This is a genomic window from Streptomyces sp. NPDC048288 (assembly GCF_043201555.1).
Lineage (GTDB): Bacteria > Actinomycetota > Actinomycetes > Streptomycetales > Streptomycetaceae > Streptomyces.
Map to the genome: position 1 here is coordinate 399,465 of NZ_JBICZD010000010.1, position 15,737 is coordinate 415,201.

Sequence of the window (15,737 nt, forward strand, 5' to 3'; positions counted from 1 at the left end):
GAGATCGATCGCTCCGAGACCCACGGATGTCCCCTTCCGGCCGGCCACGTCTTTGAAGCTTCGGTGAAACGCGAGGTTAACCAGCGGACGGCCGTCGAGGAAGGGGGTCGGGCCGACTCTCAGGAAGATTCGATGCCAGGCATCCGGTCGCCGGATACCCGCAGGTGGGGGGTCTGCGCGCACCACAGGCCCCCCACAGGTCCCCGTGTTACGGCCGGGGCGTGCGACCCCTTTTGCGGGCCCGCGGAAGGTACGCGTCCGCCCGTCCGGGCACGATCCTGTTGGACACCGTGCCCAGTCCCTCGACGGTCAGCGTCACCTCGTCCCCGGCCCGCAGCGGGGGCGGTGTGCGCTCCCCCACACGGCCCCAGAACTCCGCCAGGGCGCCCCAGCCGCAGGTGCCGGACCCGAGGATGTCACCGGGGCGCACCCAGGCGTCCCGGCTGGCGTAGGCGATCATCTCCTCGAAGGTCCAGGAGACGTTGGCCAGGGTGTCCCGGCCGATCAGCTCGCCGTTCAGGGTGACCGTCATCTCCAGGTCCAGGAAGCCGTCCGGATCCCGCCGGTCCTCCACCTCGTCGGCGGTGACGAGGAAGGGGCCGAGGGTGTTGGCGAAGTCCTTGCCCTTGGAGAAGCCCAGGCCGAGGTTCTTCTCCGGCTTCTGCAGGTCACGGGCCGACCAGTCGTTGAAGACCAGGTACCCGATGATGTGGTCCCTCGCCTGCCCGGGCGTGAGGTCCCGGCCGCCGCGGCCGATGACCGCGCCGACCTCCAGCTCGAAGTCGAGCACCGAGCAGCCCGCCGGGATCGGCACGTCGTCATGGGCGCCGTAGGCCGCGTGCGGGTTGGTGAAGTAGAAGTTCGGCGCCCGATACCACTCCTCGGGCACGTGCTCCAGACCGTCCAGCGACTTCGAGACACCCTCGATGTGCGCCTCGAACCCGACGAAGTCCCGGATGGACGGCGGCTTCAGCGGCGGCAGCAGCCGCACCTGATCCACCGTCAACTCGCTGGGTGCGTCCAGGGCTTCGATGCCGGCCGCGTACAGCACCCCGGCCTCGATCAGGGCCAGCAGGGTCACCCCCTCGGGCAGCGGGTGGATCACCCCGTCCCGCACCGCGCCGGCGCGCTCCTCGCCCTCGTACTCGTATGTCGCGAAACGCATGGCTGCTCAGCTCTCCCAGTGGTTGGTGTTGGTGACGGTCCCGGCGCTCAGATATCCGGCGAACACGCCCTTGGGGTCGCGGGCGGCCCGGATCCCGTTCAGCCGCCGCCACTGCTCGTCCCCCATGAACCGCAGCTGCCGTACGGTGAAGTCGGAGTCGCCCAGGTACTGGCCCGCGGTCACCGGCCGCATGGCCGCCATCGCCTCGTCCAGCCAGGCGCGCAGCTCCGCGTCCCGCGTGGAGTCGTCGTGGACGACATAGGTGGCGCTGTAGATCTCCGACTGCATCGAGAAGGCCATGTCGGGCAGTGCGCGCAGCGGGGCCATCGAGAACCAGATGGTGAAGGTCTGCCGGGTGGGGTGCTCGGTGAACGCCTTGCGGATCGCCGGGACGACCTCCTCGGCGGTGCCGGTCAGCCAGGCGTTGTCGACGAAGTAGCGGTGGCCCTCCGGGTTGGCGGTGCGCTGGCCGGCCAGCTGCTCGGCGAGGGTGGTGGGCTGCGCCTCGACACGGAACAGGGCCCGGTCGGCGTACGGGTTGGCGTGCAGCGGCGCCAGCGCCTCGGCCGCCTCCTCGGGGGTGTCGGTCATCGAGACGCCGGTGACCAGCAGCACCGGACCGTCGAGGTCGGGCGGGGTCTGGGTGAGCGCGACGATCTCCACCAGGTCGGAGACCGTGTGGTGGGTGTCGTGGAGCCAGGTCATGACCTCGTCGAAGAGGTCGAGCGGGTAGGCGTGCACGGTGTGCGCCAGATGCCGGGGGAGGGGGCGGGTGCGCAGGTGGAAGCGGGTGACGACGCCGAAGAAGCCGGGGCCCGCCCCGCGCGCCGCCCAGAACAGGTCGCTGTTCTCGCTCTCGTCGGCCCGGACCAGCTCGCCGTCCGCCGTGACGACGTCGATCGCCACGATGTTCTCGGCCGCCCAGCCCCAGCCGCGCGCGTTCCAGCCCTGCCCGCCCTGCAGCAGGAAGCCGCCGATGCCGACGGAGGGACAGTGCCCGCCGTTGAAGAAGCGCCCGAACCCGCCGAGATACGGGTTGAGTTCGTCGCCGCCCTTGACGCTGGGGGTGGCGGTGACGATCCCGGTGGTCTCGTCGTACGCCATCTCACGGAAGTCGCCGAGGTCGATCAGCAGCGCGTCCCGGCGCACCGACCAGGCGGCCCAGCTGTGTCCGCCGGAGCGGACGGCGACCTGCCAGCCGCGTTCCAGGGCGAACCGGACGCCTTCGACGACGTCCTGTTCGGTGGCCGCCCTGAGGACGGCGGCGGGGGTGCGGTCGGCCGGGCGGCGGGCGTTGAAGACCCGGCCGAGGCAGGCCTCCTCGAAGTCCTCGTCGCCGGGGAGGTGGAGGGTGCCGGAGAAACGGTTCGTGTTCACGTGGGGGCTCATTCGCGGCTCGCTGGACGGGTCACTTGACGGCGATGGGGCTGACGGGGGCACCGACCGCGCCGGTGACCGGGAGCGGGGCGGCGACCAGCAGGAACTCGTGGACACCGTCGGCCGCGCAGTCCTCCGCGAGGGCGTCCAGGTCCCACATCCCGCCCAGCGGCAGCCCCATGGCGGGGATGGCGATCCGGTGCAGCGGGTCCGTGGCCGGCTCGGCGAACTCGTACGGCCGTACCTCCAGGCCCCAGGTGTCGGCGGCGACGGCCGCTATCTCCGTGCGGTGCAGCCAGCCGAGGGTGGTGAAGGACAGGCCGGGCGCGTCCCCGCCCGCGTACCCGCCCCACGCGCCGAGCCGCCGCACCCGGCCCAGCTGGCCGGTGCGGACGAGAACGATGTCACCCCGGCGCACGCTCGACGTGGCGCCCTGCGCCTCGATCGTGTCGCGCAGGTGCTCCTCGGTGATCGCGAAGCCGTCCGGGAGTTCACCGCGCGCGTCCCCGGCCACCCGGCCGACATCGAGGAGCACCCCGCGGCCGGTGAACGCGCCCCGCATGCGGTCGATGCCGGTCGCGGAGTCCCCGGCGCCGGTGACGGCGGTGCGCGGACGGTCGTGCCACGCCTGCTCGTCGCCGTGGACCCGGCCCGGCCCGTCCCAGTGGGTGCAGGCCCGCGGGGGCAGCAGGTCCCGGTCACCGCGCCGCGTGCCCGGTTCGTCGAACTCCTGGGCCAGAGAGAACGAACGGCCGCGCCGGACCAGACTCGCGGCGTGCGCGCGGATCGCGTCGTCGATGAGGTTGAGCGTGCCCAGCACGTCGCCCTCGCCCCAGCGGCCCCGGTTCCGGCAGGCGGCGCGGGCCTTGGCGAGCTCTTCCTCCAGGGGGCCCAGGATCATCGGGCGTCTCCTTTCACCAGCAGGCCGAGCGCGTTGCCCCCGGCGATCGCGTCCCGGGCGGCCGGATCGAGACCGGCCGCGTCCAGGCGGGCCACCGGGTCGGTCACGCCCATGTCGAAGGGGTGGTCGGTACCGAGCACCACCCGGTCCGCGCCCACCTCCTCGACCAGGTGCCGCAGCGCGCGCGGGGTGTAGACGAGGGCGTCGAACCACATCCGCCGCAGATAGGAACTGGGCGGCTCGGCACAGCCGCGCGCGTCCGGCCGTACGTGCCAGGCGTGGTCGGAACGGCCGATGTACGTCGGCAGGTAGCCGCCGCCGTGCGCGGCCACCAGCTTCAGCCGGGGGAAGCGGTCCAGGACCCCGGTGAAGATCAGCCGGGAAAGCGCGACCGTGGTCTCGGTCGGCTGGCCGACCGTGTTGCCGAGGTAGTGCGAGGCGAGCCGCTCACCGAGCGAGCAGCCCCACGGGTGGACGAAGACGACCGCGCCCAACTCCTCGGCCTTCAGCCAGACTTCGTCGTGCGCCGGGTCGGCCAGCTCGCGTCCCTCGACCGTGGTGGAGACGCTGATGCCGGACAGGCCGAGTTCGGTGACCGCCTTGTCCAGCAGGGCCACGGCCAGGTCCGGGTGCTGCAGCGGTACCGTGCCCAGGCCGCGGAGCCGTTCTGGTACGGCGGCGCAGTGCTCGGCGACCGCCTCGTTGACGGTAGCGGCCAGCCGTACCGCCAGATCGGGCCCGGCCCAGTAGTGGTGCATGGGCATCGGGCCGACCACCTGGAGGTCGACGCCCATCGCGTCGAGATCGGCGAGCCGGACCTCCACGTCCGTCAACTTCCCCGCCAGGCGCTGGAGTTGCGCCCGGTTGGCGGCCAGGGACTCCGGGGAGTGGGCGCGCTGCTCGGCGGCCAGCTCGGCCGCGAAGCCCTCGGTGCCCGCCACCAGGGCGTCGGCCTCCGGGACCGCGAGATGGCCGTGGAAGTCGACGACGGGCGTGCTCATGCGGCGGCCGTCAGCGAGGAGAGCGTGTCCGACATGATCCGGGCCGGGTCGGCGCCCGGGGTGTCCGGATGGATCTCCCACTCCGCGAGCTGGAGGGAGTTGTCCAGCACCATGCGGACCCGCGGCAGGCGCCGGGCCATGAACCGCTCCAGGGCCCGCTCCAGCGGCTCGTCGCCGGCGACCAGCTCGGCCAGCAGCACCGCGTCCTCCATGCACATCGCGGCACCCTGCGCGATCAGCGGCGGGCAGGCGTGCGCCGCGTCGCCGATCACCATGGTCCGGCCCCGGTACCAGTCCTCGTCGACCAGGACCGCCTCGATCCAGCGGTAGTCGACCGCCGTGTCGTCGGGCAGCGAGGCGAGGATCTTCCCCCAGGTGCCGCCGTAGCCGGCGCCGCGCTCGCGCATCAGGTCCAGGGAGACGCGCGGGCCGATCAGGGAGGCGTCCAGGTTCTCGTCGAGGAGGTAGGCGTAGCACTGGTCGTCGGAGATCGGGCTGTACCCGGCCTTGTAGCGCGGGCCCCCGTAGTAGACCTCGGCGCAGTCCATCTCGGCGGGACGCCGCGCCACCACCCGGAAGATCGACATGCCGACCGGGCGGGGCTTCGCCTCGATGCCGATGAGGGCCCGCATCGACGAGTTGATGCCGTCCGCGCCCACCACCAGGTCGTAGCGGCCGGTGGAGCCGTCGGTGAAGGTGACGTCCACCTGGTCGTCCCGCTCGGCCAGCTCACGCACGCTCAGGCCCAGCCGGACGGTGACGCCGTGCGCGTGCACCGCGTCGCAGAGCGCGTTCTGCAGGTCGGAGCGGAGCGCGCCCGCCGTCGACGGCAGGTCCTCGCCGCCGGTGTGCGGGGTCTGCAGTTCGGTGATCAGACCGCCGTCGGCCCGGCGCAGCCGCATGTGGTCGAAGGGCACCGCCCGGGCCAGAACCCGGTCCAGCACGCCGACCGAACGCAGCGCCTTGAGCGCGTTGCCCTGGATGGTGATGCCATGTCCCACCCCGAACCACTGGGGGGAGATCTCGACGAGCTCCGCCTCGACACCGCGCTGGGCGAGGGCGAGACACAGCACGCTTCCGGTGATGCCGCCGCCGACGACGAGCACCTTGTTCACGGGCATGGGCGATCCTTGCGAAGGTAGAAAGGCAGACAGTGGGGGTCAGCGGCACTCAGCCGGTGTAGCGGGGGCCCAGCTCGTGGTAGTGCTCGACGGCCGGCGGGGCGGCGAAGAACGGGCCGACCAGGGCCCGCCAGCGGGCGAACCGCTCCGACTCCCGGAACCCGACCGTGTGCGCCTCGACCGACTCCCAGCCGACGAGCAGCAGGAACGTCCGCGGTCGCTCGTCGCAGCGCAGCAGCTCGGCCCAGCGGAAGCCGTCGGCCTCGGCGAGCACCTGGCGGGCCTTGCCGAAGACCTCCTGGAACTCCGCTTCCCGGCCTTCCTCGACGGTCAGCTCGGCATGCTCGACTACCACGGTGTGCTCCTAGCGATCGGGGTGGCATCGAGCCTGATCGGCGGTACCTGCAGGGTCAACGGATCCAGTCATCGGCAAGGGGGACGTCATCCATCCCGTACGGCGATGGAGCCGCCCGCCCGGCCCGGCCGCATCCGCGCAGGCAGGGGGTGGGACCGCAGCCGATGGCAGCCATCGTGAACGGCCATTTCCGCCGACCGCGCGCGATGCCTAGCGTCGAAGGCGAGCCCCCACCCGTACGAGGAGAGCCGCCCGTGCCCGAACCTTCCCCCTCCCACGCCGGACCCTTCGCGCTGGGTACCTTCCGCGGTGCCGCGGCCGCCTTCCCCGGCCTGGTCGCCGGCGCGCGGGTCCGCGACCTCTCCGACCGGGCCGGGTCGGTGCGCGAACTCGTCGAGGACTGGGACGCCTGGCTGCCCCTGCTGCACGAACTGGCCGCCTCCGCCGACGGCACCTGGCACGACCTGGCGGACCTGCGGGTCCTGACCCCGATCGAGCCCGGCCAGATCCTGCAGAGCGGCGCCAACTACCGCAAGCACGTGGTGGATCTGGTCGCCGCCGAGAAGGAGAGTGTGCACGGCGCCACCCCCGAGGAGGCCCGCGCCGACGCCGAGAAGATGATGGACGAACGGAGTCGCAACGGCGTTCCGTACATCTTCCTCGGCTCGCCGCGCGCACTGTGCGGACCGTACGACGACGTCGTACTGCCCGCACTCGGCGAACAGCACGACTGGGAGCTCGAACTCGCCCTGGTCATCGGGAAGTCGGGCAAGGACATCCCGGCCGAGGAGGCCATGTCGTACGTCGCCGCCTACACGATCAGCAACGACCTGACGACCCGTGACCGGCTCTACCGGCCCGACCTGAAGGCCATCGGCACCGACTGGTTCACCGCCAAGAACGCCGACACCTTCCTGCCGACCGGACCCTTCCTGGTCCCGGCCGACTTCGTCGGCGACCCGGGCGACCTGCGGATCACCCTGCGGCACAACGGCGTGGTCCGGCAGGACGAGTCCACCAAGGACATGATCTTCGACATTCCCCGGCTGATCGCCTACGCCTCCACGACCACCACCCTGCGCCCCGGCGACCTGCTGCTCACCGGCTCCCCGGCCGGCAACGGCGCGCACTGGGGGGTCTTCCTCAGGCCCGGTGACGTGATCGACGCGGAGATCACCGGCCTCGGCCATCAGCGCAACACCGTCAGGAGCCACGCATGAGCTTCCAGCCCATCAGCCACCTGCGCCATGTCGACCTGGCCGTACCGGACTTCGCCACCCAGCGGGCCTTCTACGGCACCACCTGGGGCCTGACCGAGGTGGCGAACGACGGCGGCATCGCGTTCTTCGCCGCCGAGGGCAGCCCGGAGCAGTACATCGTCCGGATCCGCGAGGACGAGCGGAAGCGGATGGACCTGGTCGCCTTCGGGGCGGTCTCGGCCGCGGCGGTCGACGAACTGGCGGTGCGGCTGGGCCGGGCCGGGGTGCGGATCATCCACGAACCCCGCGCCCTCGACACCCCCGGCGGCGGCTACGGGCTGCGCTTCTTCGACCTCGACGGCCGGGTCGTCGAGGTCTCGGCGGACGTGGCCACCCGCACCCACCGCAAGATCGAGGAGCGCGAGGCCATCCCGGTACGGCTCTCGCACTGTGTGATCAACTCCCAGGACCCCGAGCGGCTGCGCGACTTCTACATCGAGCACCTGGGCTTCCGGCTCACCGACACCCTGTACTCCACGCACATGGGTGACCTCATGTACTTCCTGCGGTGCAGCCCGCTGCACCACTCCTTCGCCATCGCGCGCGGCCCCCATGTGTCGCTGCACCACGCCTCGTTCGAGATGCGCGGGGTGGAGGAGTACATGCGCGGCACCGGGCGTGCGCTGCGCGCCGGGACCCGCCTCACCTGGGGCCCGGGACGGCACCTGGCGGGCGACAACACCTTCTCGTACTTCCACGACCCGCACGGCAACACCGTCGAGTACACCACCGAGCTCGCCGTCCTCGAAGAGGACCTGTGGCACCCCGGCCGGCACGACGTCGACGACCCGATCACCCAGGACCAGTGGGGCACCGCCGACCCGATGAGCGAGTCGGTCGCCAAGGAGCAGTTCAACGACCCCGACGTGCTCTTCGAAGCGCCTCCCGTCTGATCCTCCGATGATCCTCCGAGCCGAGAACTCTTGAGAAAGGCCGCAGCTGTGGCAGAGATCCTGAAGCACGCCGTGCCCAAGTCCGAGGTGGCCGCCTCCCTCGACCAGGTACGCGAGACGGTGGCCGGTGTCATCGCGGACATCCGGGAGCGCGGTGACGAGGCCGTCCGCGCGTACTCCGAGAAGTTCGACAAGTGGAGCCCGGACTCCTTCCGGCTGAGCGCCGAGGACGTCGAGAAGATCGTCGCCTCGGTGCCCCAGCAGGTCATCGACGACATCACCTTCGTCCAGGAGCAGGTCCGCAACTTCGCCCGCCACCAGCTCGCCTCGATGGGCGAGTTCGAGGTGGAGACGCTGCCGGGCGTCCGGCTCGGGCAGAAGCACATCCCGGTGCAGGCGGCCGGCGCCTACATCCCCGGCGGCCGTTACCCGCTCACCGCCTCCGCCCACATGACGATCGTCACCGCCAAGGTGGCGGGCGTGCCGCGGGTGGTCGCCTGCACCCCGCCGATCCGCGGCGAGATCCCCGCCGCCACCGTCGCCGCCATGCACCTCGCGGGCGCCGACGAGATCTGGCTGCTCGGCGGCGTCCAGGCGGTCGCCGCGATGGCCGTGGGCACCGACACCATGGAGCCGGTCAACCTGATCGCCGGACCCGGCAACGCCTATGTCGCCGAGGCCAAGCGCCAGCTGTTCGGCGAGATCGGCATCGACCTGTTCGCCGGACCGACCGAGATCCTGGTCCTCGCCGACGACCAGGCGGACCCGTTCGTCTGCGCGGTCGACCTGCTCTCCCAGGCCGAGCACGGCCCGGACTCCCCGGCCGTCCTCATCACCACCTCCCGCGAGGTCGCCGAGCGGACCATCGCCGAGGTCGAGCGGATCCTCCCCGGCATGCCCACGCGCGACTACGCGGAACCCGCCTGGCGCGACCACGGCCAGGTGCACGTCGTCGACTCGATCGACGAACTGTACGAGCTCGCCGACGCGTTCGCCTTCGAACACGTCGAGGTGCTGACCGCCGAGCCGCGTCTCGCCCTGGAGCGGATGACCCAGTACGGCGCCCTGTTCCTGGGCGAGGGCACCTGTGTGTCGTTCGGCGACAAGGTAATCGGCACCAACCATGTGCTGCCCACACGTGGTGCCGCCCGCTACACCGGCGGCCTGTGGGTGGGGAAGTACCTCAAGACGGTCACCTACCAGGAGGTCACCGACACCGGGTCGCAGGCCCTGCTCGGACGGCTGTGCGGGCGCGCGTCCCGGGTCGAGCTGTTCGAGGGCCACGCCCGCTCCGGTGACGTACGGGCCGCGAAGGCCGCGGGCGACGAACTGCCGTGGAACAAGGCGTGAGCCTGGACGGCCGTACGGCGCTGGTCACCGGCGGGGGCGGCCCGCTGGGCCGGGCCTTCGCCCTGGCGCTCGCCGGCGCCGGGGCCCGGGTGATCCTCGTCGGACGGGGCGAACAGGCCCTCGCCGAGGCGGCGGCCAAGGTGGGGGAGGCGGCCCGCACGGCCGTGTGCGACGTCGCCGACCCCGCCTCCGTACGCGCCCTGGCCGGGGAACTCGCCGACGAGGACGTGTCGGTGCTCGTCAACAACGCCGGCGTCGCGGGCCCGGTGCGGCCGCTCGTCGACATCGAACCCGACGAGTGGGACGACGTGTTCGCCGCCAACGTACGCGGCGTCTACCTCGTGTGCCGGGCGTTCCTGCCGCCCATGCTGGCCGCCGGACGGGGCGACATCGTCAACGTCGCCTCGGTCAGCGGCAAGCGCCCGCTGCTCCACCGCACCCCGTACACCGCCTCCAAGATGGCGCTGATCGGCCTCACCCGGACCCTGGCGGGCGAGGTGGGCCCGCGGGGCGTCGCGGTCAACTCCCTGTCCCCGGGCCCGGTGCGCGGCCCGCGGATGGACCGCAACTTCCGGCTCACCGCCGAACTCACCGGCTGCACGGTCGAGGAGGCGGAACGGGACTTCGCGTCCCGGGCCGCGCTCGGCCGGCTGGTGGAGGAGGACGAGGTCGCGCGGGCGCTGGTGGCGATGCTCGCGATGCCCGGACTGTGCGGCGCGGACATCGACCTGTCGGCGGGGATGATCGCACCGGCGTAACCACAGAGACGTAACCACACAGAGGAACACGGCGAGGTGGACGGCATGCGGGCCGTCCGCCTCGCCGTCGTGTGTTCCCGCCACACAGGACTGTGACCACTCTGTGTCATCGCCATGAACCAGGCGCCACGATCGAAGCCATCGGGTTCCGGGATGCGTGTGTGCGAAGTCTGTCCCCCCTTGACCGGGACTGCTTCACTCCCACCTCAGCACCTCAGGTGCCTTCGCCGCCCAGGTCCCGACCGGCGGCCAGTAACGCTGCGCGACGGCGCACTCCACCCGTGGAAAGGCCTGCAATGACGCTGACATCCCGACGCTCGTTCCTGATCGCCGGATCGGCCACGGCGGCGGCCGTGCTCGTCCCGGTCGCCTCCGGCACCGCCACCGCCGCACCGAAGGCGTCCGGCAGGACGATCTCCGTCGCCGCGGGGGAGACCTACGAACTCGCCGCGACCACCCGGGTCAGCGCGCTGACCATCGGCACCGGCGGCAAGATCGTCGCCCCGGACGGGTACGACATCAGCCTGACCGTGGACGGCGTGGAGACCGGCCAGCTGCTCACCGCGACCGGCGGCACCGCGACCCTCATCCAGGCCGGCACCTACCGCGGCGACGTCGTCCTCACCGTCGCCGAGTCCAACGACGTCACCTACGAGACCCTCACCTTCCCCTTCCGGCAGGCGCTGTACGTCGGCTCCGACGGCGTCGACTCCGCGAAGTCCGTGCTCTCCGCCGTGCGCGGCGGCAAGGTCACCGACGCCGCCGCCCGGGGCGTCTCGATCGCCTCCACCGGCGAGTGCTTCAACGGCGTCTACGTGGAGAGCGGCAGCTACACCCTCCAGGGCGCCACCATCAACTTCACCGGCAACGGCCGTTCGGACTTCGCCGGTTACGGCGCCGCCGTGGTCGGCGACGGCTCCTCGACCAAGCTGGTCGTGGACGGCGCCCGGGTCAGCAACACGGGCGTGGTCCGCACGACCGTCATCGCCAACGGCGGCGCCAACGTCCTCGTCAAGGACTCCTTCCTGCGCGCCCGCAACGGCGTGCTGCCCTCCGACTACCAGGCCACCGTCGAGACCCCGTACATGGAGTCGGTGCCCTGGATGCTGGGCCTGGACGGCAACGTCCGCGCCACCAACCTCATCGGCAAGGGCAGCATCGCCACCTACCTCAACTCCACCGTGTTCTCCGAGACCTGGGGCGCGCTCTCGGTCGAGGGCGGCAGCGGCCTCAAGCTGACCGCGATCAACAGCCACGTCGGCAACACCGGTGAGTACGGCTACGGCACCTACGCCATCGGCGACGCCACCGTCCGGGTGCTCGGCTCCCGCTTCGACGTCGGCTCCTACGCGACGATCATCGCCGGACCGGCGGCCGTCGTGCACTACGGCGACAGCACCCGCTCCGCCGTCGCCGCGCTCAACACCGAACTGGACCTCGGCCTCTCCAACGGCGAGCTGCGGAGCATCCCGGAGCGCAACACGGTGGTCAACTCCGGCCACTTCGGCTACATGTTCTTCGGCGCCGGCCAGCTCACCCTGGACGGCGGCACCGTCATCAACTCCGAGCGGGCCACCTTCCTCAACAAGGGCCAGCAGACCACCATCAAGGTCGACGGCTCGCAGGGCGCCAAGCTCAACCCGCGCGACGGTGTCATCCTGCAGATGATCGAGCTGGACGACCCGGGCCCGGTCCCCGTCAACGGCAAGATGATGAACGTCGGCGTCTACACCGAGCCCACCACCGACCCCACCAAGAACTCCTCCTTCGACGTCACCGCCGTCCACTCCAACGACGGCGCCGCCACCTTCAGCTCCATCAAGCTGAAGGGCGACTTCTACAACGGCATGCGCAACGGCAAGAACATGGTCCTCACCTTCGAGGGCTCCACCGTCGAGGGCGTCATCTCGGCGACGAAGACCAAGCACCGGGTGTCCTCGATCGACTCGTCCACCTTCTACGAGCTCGGCATCGTCACCAACACCGCGCAGGCCGCCGTCAACAACGGCGTGGTCGTCCAGCTGAACAGCGGCTCGGCCTGGACGGTCACCGGCACGTCGTACCTCACCAGCCTCACCCTGGCCGCCGACGCCGCCGTGAAGGCGCCGCGCGGCAAGAGCGTGAAGCTCACCGTCGACGGCACCGCGACGGCCCTCACCGCCGGCGCCAGCTACACGGGCGCCCTCGTGCTCACCGTCGCGTGAGACCCGGCACCGTGAGGTGAGTCCCGGCCAGGGCGCGGTCTCTTCCACGGACCGCGCCTTGGCCGCGTCCGGCGCCGGCCGCTCCCGTAAGCTGGCCGGATGTTCAGCCCCGAAGGCCCGAGTCTCCGCGAGCTCGCCGTCCAGGCACTGACCTCGGTCGAGCGCGGCTACGACCTGCTGGCCCCGAAGTTCGACCACACCCCCTTCCGGACGCCCGACTCGATCCTGGAAGCGGTCACGAAGGCGCTCACCCCGCTCGGCCCCTTCGAGGACGGACTCGACCTGTGCTGCGGGACGGGAGCCGGTCTGGACGTACTGGCCCAGGTGTGCCGGACCAGTGTCACCGGCGTCGACTTCAGCGCCGGCATGCTCGACATCGCCCGGCGCCTGCCGCCGCCCGACGGGCCGGACGTCCACTGGGTGCACGCCGACGCCCGGGCCCTGCCCTTCGGACCCGCCTTCGACCTGGTCGTCAGCTTCGGGGCGTTCGGGCACTTCCTGCCCCGGGAGCTGCCCGGCCTGTTCGGCCAGGTCCACTCGGTGCTGCGGCCGGGCGGCGGCTTCGCCTTCCCGGTGCTCGCCCCACCGCGCCCCACCGGCCTCGGGTTCTGGATGCTGCTCGGCTTCGACGCCGTGATGCGGGTGCGCAACGCCCTGTGGCGGCCGCCGTTCGTCATGTACTACCGGGCCTTCCGACTCGGTGAGGTGCTGGGGGAGTTGGAGCGCACGGGGTTCGCCACCGATCTGTACGCGCTGCCCGACTTCGGCGAGCGCGCGGACGGCAGCCCGCGCGCCCGGCTGGTCGTGGCCCGGAAGGTCAGCCCGCGGCAGGGACCGTGAACTCGTAGATCAGCGCGTCCAGCTGGGCGTCCACCACCAGGTCGGTGATCTCCAGCGGACGGGCGTACTGGTCGTGCACCCGGCGGGTCACCCGCACCGAGGAGGCGTCCGCGACCTGGGTGATGGAGTCCCGGTGGTGCAGGGTCAGACCGGCCTTGCGCATCCAGTCGTAGGCCCGGCGCAGCTGCGCGGCGGCGGAGCCGTCGGCCCGGTCCCGGTACCGGCCCAGCTCCTCGACCTCGGTCAGGGCCACCGCCGAGAAGGACGTCACGGCGGTCCGCAGGGCGCGGCCGTCGGGGGAGGCGCATTCGTAGCGGTGCATCAGGGTCGGCCGGTGCGGGGCCAGGCCCAGCGCCGCCGCGTGCTCCGGCGGCGGCTCCTCCCAGGTCACCGTGGCCCGGTCGACCGCGCCGTGCTCGGCGGTGCCGACGCCCACCGGGAACGCCAGGGAGACCGGGTTCTCGACCGGGCGGCCGTGCAGCGTCGCATGGCTGCCCCGCCGGTCGGTGGCGACCAGTCCGCTGTGCCGCAACACCTCGAGGGACTGCCGGACGGTCTCCCGGCTGACCCCGAAGTGCTGCGCCAACTGCCGTTCCCCCGGCAGCCGTTCGCCCGGCGGGATGGTGCCGTCGCGCAGTTCGCCGAGCAGTTGTGTCGCGATCCGCCAGTACAGGGGCTGCCCTTCGCTCTCGGAGTGGTCGTGCGGGGTGGTGCGGGCCATGCCGCTCCTCCTGTGGATGACAAGAAGTAGCCGTGCGGGTTCGTTCCGCGACCACATCTAGCATTGGTCTAAACCATCAGGGAAGAGCGGCCCATGGCATTCGGCCGAAACCGAACGGGCCTCACAGACTCGTGTAAAGGGCGCTGACCAGGGCCGTCTTCCGGGGATCGTCCGCGATTCGCGGCCCCATCCGGTTCATGACATAGCCGAGCGAGACCCCCGCCTCCGGGTCGGCCAGCCCGCAGGAGCCGCCGAACCCGTCGTGCCCGAACGCGCGCGGGTTCGGCCCGTACGAGCCGTTCGGCCCGCTCAGCCACAGCCCGAGCCCGATCTCGGTCTCGTGCTCGAAACCCGCCCCCAGGACCAGGTCGCGGCAGCTGCCCTGCCCCTCGCGCACCCGCTCCGCCGCCTGGGGCGACAGCAGCCGCAGGCCGCCGTACTCGCCCCGGCCCGCGAACACGCCGTACAGCGCGGCGACCGCCCGGGCCGTGCCGTGCCCGTTGGCCGCCGGGATCTCGGCCGCCCGCCACCGCGGGGTGTTCGCCTCGGTCGCGCCCGCCGCCGGGTTGGCCAGGGCGGCGATCGCGGCGGGCGCCAACTGGCTGAAGATCGCGGCCTGTTCACTGTCCGACAGGACCCGCGGATGCTCCAGCTCCGCCGCCCGCCCGGACTCCTTCTCCGGCAGCCCCACGGTGAAGTCGATCCCCAGCGGCCCGGTCACCTCCCGCTCCAGGAACGCCCCCGGCAGCAGCCCCGACACCCGCCGCACCACCTCGCCGACCAGGAAGCCGTAGGTCAGCGCGTGGTACCCGGACCGGGTCCCCGGCTCCCACCAGGGCTCCGTCGCCGCCAGCCGGGAAGTGGTCAGCTCCCAGTCGTACAGATCGTCGAGCGAGTGCGGCTCGCGCAGCCCGGACAGCCCGGCGCGATGCGACAGCAGATGCCGTACGAGGACGCCCGCCTTGCCGGCCGCCGCGAACTCCGGCCAGTAGCCGGCGACCGGCGCGTCGAGGTCGAGCAGCCCCCGGTCGGCCAGGATGTGCGCGCACAGGGCCACCGGGCCCTTGGTCGTCGACCAGACGTTGACCACGGTGTCCCGCTCCCACGGCCGGGCGTGCGCCGGGTCCGCCCAGCCGCCCCACAGATCCACCACCGTCTCGCCGCCGACCGTCACCGCGACGGCGGCGCCCAGCTCCCCGCGGTCCCGGAAGTTCTCCTCGAAGGCCTCCCGCACCGCCGCGAAACGCGGTGCGCAGTGACCCTGGACCTGTGGCTCGTGCTCGGACATGCGTCCTCCGTCGTACGCCGGAAACCCGGGCCGCGACGCTGCGGCCCGGGCACCCCGAACGTACCGACTGGTCGGACTGGAGGGAAGGTCAGCGGAAGAAGAGGTTCCCGGACGGCTCCTGGTGGCCCTCGGCGGTGTGCCAGTAGTCCCGGGTCTCCACCGCCAGCCCCCGTGCGTCGAAGCGCGCGAACACGCACCCGGCCACCGTGACCGCGGCGCCGTCCTCCTCCGCGAAAACCCGGAACTCCGCGACCGCGATCCCGTCGGGACCGACCAGCGGCGCCGAGAACCGGACGTCCGCCACCCGCTCCCCCTCGAACGACCAGCGCAGGTACGCGGCGAGCTCGTCCCGTCCGCGGTGCGGTGCGCGGAACGGCATCGAGCGGTGCACGCAGTCCTCGGCGTACAGGGCGAGCAGCGCGTCCACGTCGTGCGCGGCCCAGCCCCGCTCCCACACCCGGACGAACCGCTCGGCGGCCTCCCGCGGGTCCATGCCCCCGGTCA

General features: G+C 71.9%; 15 protein-coding genes. 6 read left to right on the forward strand and 9 right to left on the reverse strand.

What is annotated here, in order from left to right:
* Window positions 1-208 precede the first annotated feature (208 nt).
* The 6 genes from ACGFZS_RS34020 to ACGFZS_RS34045 are packed head-to-tail and all read right to left on the reverse strand — an operon-like array spanning window position 209 to window position 5,920.
* Window positions 209-1,165, reverse strand: a complete 957-nt coding sequence (locus ACGFZS_RS34020) for a fumarylacetoacetate hydrolase family protein (RefSeq protein WP_393798318.1) — start codon at window positions 1,163-1,165, stop codon at window positions 209-211.
* A gap of 6 nt (window positions 1,166-1,171) precedes the next feature.
* Complete coding sequence (locus tag ACGFZS_RS34025; RefSeq protein ID WP_393798319.1) at window positions 1,172-2,542, reverse strand: FAD-binding oxidoreductase; 1,371 nt, start codon at window positions 2,540-2,542, stop codon at window positions 1,172-1,174.
* Between the two features lie 31 nt (window positions 2,543-2,573).
* The gene (locus ACGFZS_RS34030; RefSeq protein WP_393798320.1) at window positions 2,574-3,443 is read right to left on the reverse strand and encodes a cyclase family protein; all 870 of its coding nucleotides are present in this window, start codon (window positions 3,441-3,443) and stop codon (window positions 2,574-2,576) included.
* Window positions 3,440-4,444 (reverse strand): amidohydrolase family protein, encoded by a 1,005-nt coding sequence (locus tag ACGFZS_RS34035; RefSeq protein ID WP_393798321.1) that lies wholly within the window; start codon window positions 4,442-4,444, stop codon window positions 3,440-3,442. The genes ACGFZS_RS34030 and ACGFZS_RS34035 overlap by 4 nt, the downstream gene beginning before the upstream one ends.
* On the reverse strand, window positions 4,441-5,565 hold the full coding sequence (locus ACGFZS_RS34040) for an FAD-dependent monooxygenase (protein ID WP_393798322.1): 1,125 nt from the start codon (window positions 5,563-5,565) through the stop codon (window positions 4,441-4,443). Before ACGFZS_RS34040 ends, ACGFZS_RS34035 begins: the two co-directional genes overlap by 4 nt.
* A gap of 49 nt (window positions 5,566-5,614) precedes the next feature.
* On the reverse strand, window positions 5,615-5,920 hold the full coding sequence (locus tag ACGFZS_RS34045) for an antibiotic biosynthesis monooxygenase family protein (RefSeq protein WP_393543066.1): 306 nt from the start codon (window positions 5,918-5,920) through the stop codon (window positions 5,615-5,617).
* Window positions 5,921-6,174: 254 nt separating this feature from the next.
* Here ACGFZS_RS34045 and ACGFZS_RS34050 point away from each other — a divergent pair, with 254 nt between their 5' ends.
* The 6 genes from ACGFZS_RS34050 to ACGFZS_RS34075 all read left to right on the forward strand — a co-directional run bounded on the left by ACGFZS_RS34050 (window position 6,175) and on the right by ACGFZS_RS34075 (window position 13,224).
* The gene (locus ACGFZS_RS34050) at window positions 6,175-7,140 is read left to right on the forward strand and encodes a fumarylacetoacetate hydrolase family protein (protein ID WP_365688987.1); all 966 of its coding nucleotides are present in this window, start codon (window positions 6,175-6,177) and stop codon (window positions 7,138-7,140) included.
* Entirely contained in the window at window positions 7,137-8,072 is a 936-nt protein-coding gene (locus ACGFZS_RS34055; RefSeq protein ID WP_393798323.1) for a VOC family protein, read from the forward strand. Before ACGFZS_RS34050 ends, ACGFZS_RS34055 begins: the two co-directional genes overlap by 4 nt.
* A 48-nt stretch (window positions 8,073-8,120) precedes the next feature.
* The gene (hisD, locus tag ACGFZS_RS34060; protein WP_393798324.1) at window positions 8,121-9,422 is read left to right on the forward strand and encodes a histidinol dehydrogenase; all 1,302 of its coding nucleotides are present in this window, start codon (window positions 8,121-8,123) and stop codon (window positions 9,420-9,422) included.
* Window positions 9,419-10,180, forward strand: coding sequence for an SDR family NAD(P)-dependent oxidoreductase (locus tag ACGFZS_RS34065; protein ID WP_393658146.1), 762 nt, complete (start codon window positions 9,419-9,421; stop codon window positions 10,178-10,180). The genes hisD and ACGFZS_RS34065 overlap by 4 nt, the downstream gene beginning before the upstream one ends.
* Before the next feature lie 296 nt (window positions 10,181-10,476).
* Window positions 10,477-12,384: a hypothetical protein gene (locus ACGFZS_RS34070; protein ID WP_393798325.1), complete on the forward strand. Its 1,908-nt coding sequence runs from the start codon at window positions 10,477-10,479 to the stop codon at window positions 12,382-12,384.
* Between the two features lie 99 nt (window positions 12,385-12,483).
* Window positions 12,484-13,224, forward strand: coding sequence for a class I SAM-dependent methyltransferase (locus ACGFZS_RS34075; RefSeq protein WP_393798326.1), 741 nt, complete (start codon window positions 12,484-12,486; stop codon window positions 13,222-13,224).
* Here ACGFZS_RS34075 and ACGFZS_RS34080 read toward each other — a convergent pair.
* The 3 genes from ACGFZS_RS34080 to ACGFZS_RS34090 all read right to left on the reverse strand — a co-directional run bounded on the left by ACGFZS_RS34080 (window position 13,202) and on the right by ACGFZS_RS34090 (window position 15,726).
* Window positions 13,202-13,945 carry a GntR family transcriptional regulator gene (locus ACGFZS_RS34080; protein WP_390981941.1) on the reverse strand — a complete coding sequence of 248 codons (744 nt, stop codon included), beginning with the start codon at window positions 13,943-13,945 and terminating at the stop codon, window positions 13,202-13,204. The genes ACGFZS_RS34075 and ACGFZS_RS34080 overlap by 23 nt on opposite strands.
* Before the next feature lie 121 nt (window positions 13,946-14,066).
* Entirely contained in the window at window positions 14,067-15,233 is a 1,167-nt protein-coding gene (locus ACGFZS_RS34085; protein WP_393798327.1) for a serine hydrolase domain-containing protein, read from the reverse strand.
* An 88-nt stretch (window positions 15,234-15,321) separates the two neighbouring features.
* Window positions 15,322-15,726 carry a nuclear transport factor 2 family protein gene (locus ACGFZS_RS34090; protein WP_393798328.1) on the reverse strand — a complete coding sequence of 135 codons (405 nt, stop codon included), beginning with the start codon at window positions 15,724-15,726 and terminating at the stop codon, window positions 15,322-15,324.
* Window positions 15,727-15,737 lie beyond the last annotated feature (11 nt).